General features: G+C 64.5%; 1 protein-coding gene. It reads right to left on the bottom strand.

Annotation, left to right across the window (positions count from 1 at the left end; genetic code table 11):
- On the bottom strand, positions 1-1,366 hold a 1,366-nt coding region (gene ltrA, locus HF027_RS15385), incomplete at its 3' end, for a group II intron reverse transcriptase/maturase (protein ID WP_168017145.1).
- Positions 1,367-1,836 lie beyond the last annotated feature (470 nt).

Raw genomic sequence — 1,836 nt, 5'->3', positions numbered from 1 at the left:
TTACCGTATCAAGTACCGAGATCAGGCCTTGCTGCTCAAGCCACCTCCGCGGCAGGGCCTGATTCATGTGCGAGGCACCGGCATTCCACCAAGGGCCTCGCCCATTTCCCGTTGACATCCTGGCGTGCTGGTCGCCCAGACCCAGCGCCTGTAGTTTCCGACGTCGGGTTCTGGGCCGTTTCCACTGCCGCCACGCCACGCAACGCAGTCGGCGACGTATCCAGCCATCCAGCGCTTCCAAGGGACGCTTCACGTCGACGAGACTGAAGTAGCTGGCCCAGCCCCGCAGGATCGGGGCCAGTTCCTCGGTGATGCGTCGGATGTTCTGCCCCTTCCCGCGCTTCAGGAGCTCCCGGACACGCTGCATCACGCGCTGCAGACTGCCCTTGGCCAGTGTCAGCTTCGGCCGTGTGTGCCGGGTCAACGTGTAGCCCAGGTATCCCCGGCGCCAGGGCCGGTCCACCGCACTCTTGTCGCGATTGACCGTAAGCCTGAGCGAGCTCTCGAGAAAATCACTCAGGCTGGCCATAACGCGCTCACCCGCTCGCCGACTTCGTACATAAATTTGCATGTCGTCGGCGTAGCGGCAGAAGCAGTGGCCACGGCGTTCCAGTTCCTTGTCCACGTCGTCCAGCAGGATATTGGCCAGCAGCGGACTCAGCGGTCCGCCCTGGGGCGTTCCCTGACGACGTGGCGTGGCCAGGCCGTGCTGGAACATCCCGGCTTCCAGGTAGCGACGGATCAGACGCAGCACTCGCTTGTCGCGAACGCGGCGCGCGACCCGCGCCATCAGCAGGTCGTGGTTCACTCGGTCGAAGAAGGCTTCCAGATCAAGGTCGACCACCCAGCGGTGGCCGGCGGTGACGTGGGCCTTCATGGCCGAGACGGCCTGCTGGGCGCTGCGTCCCGGACGGTAGCCGTAACTCGATGCGGAAAAGCTCGGATCGAAGGTCGGCGTCAGCACTTGCAACAGCGCCTGCTGGATCAGCCGGTCGGTAACCGTGGGGATGCCGAGCTGTCGGGTCCCGCCCTTGGGCTTGGGAATCTCGACGGCTCGAATCGGGCTGGGGTGGTACTCACCGGCCAGCAGCCGCTCGCGCAGCGTCGGCCAGTGCTGTTTCAGGTGGTCCGCCAACTGTTGCACCGTCATGCCGTCGGCACCCGGTGCCCCTTTGTTGGCGACCACCTTACGGTAAGCCTGCTGCATGTTGGCCTTATCTACCACGGCTTCCATGAGCGAGGCGGGCTCCGCTTTCGTCCACGATGACGACGCCGGGACCGTCTCGACGCTCACCGGCCGGGACTCGGGATTCCGCCCCTGCCCCTCTGGGTGAGTGACGGTATTAGCGCCAGGGTCTGTCTTCATGATCGGTCCTCGAGACGTCATCGCCTACTCGCAGTTCTTCATGTTCGGCCCTTGGTGCCGCGGTGAATCGGCACTTACTATGGCCTCTGCTGACGTCTGGTGGCCCATCCCGTCGCCTCTCGACGCCGGTAGCACCGTGGCAGACCACCAGACCTCCCAGGGTAAGACGCGCGACCTTCCTCCCATATGCCCGCCGCATCTACTACCGCCCCTTCCGGATAGCTATTGGGCTTCGAGTTTCTTGGCCCTCTCGCCCAGGTGCGACAGCCTCGTATGCGGTTCCTGTTCGTCGGGCCAGGAGTTTGCCTACAGCTTCCTCCAGATTCCGCCTCGCGACGGACACCCTTGCTGTTCAGCTAACGGTTCCCGCTATCAGGGTCCGTAGGGGACTCTCACCCCCGAGTCATCCCGAGGCACCACCCTCGGGAACAGCACCTGTCCGGCGCTGCGCGCCATGCCTGGCGCACCAA

The organism is Halomonas salinarum, from assembly GCF_012062845.1.
GTDB lineage: Bacteria > Pseudomonadota > Gammaproteobacteria > Pseudomonadales > Halomonadaceae > Onishia > Onishia salinarum.
The sequence above is the reverse complement of the archived record's forward strand: the minus strand, read 5'-3'. Positions and strand labels throughout refer to the sequence as shown.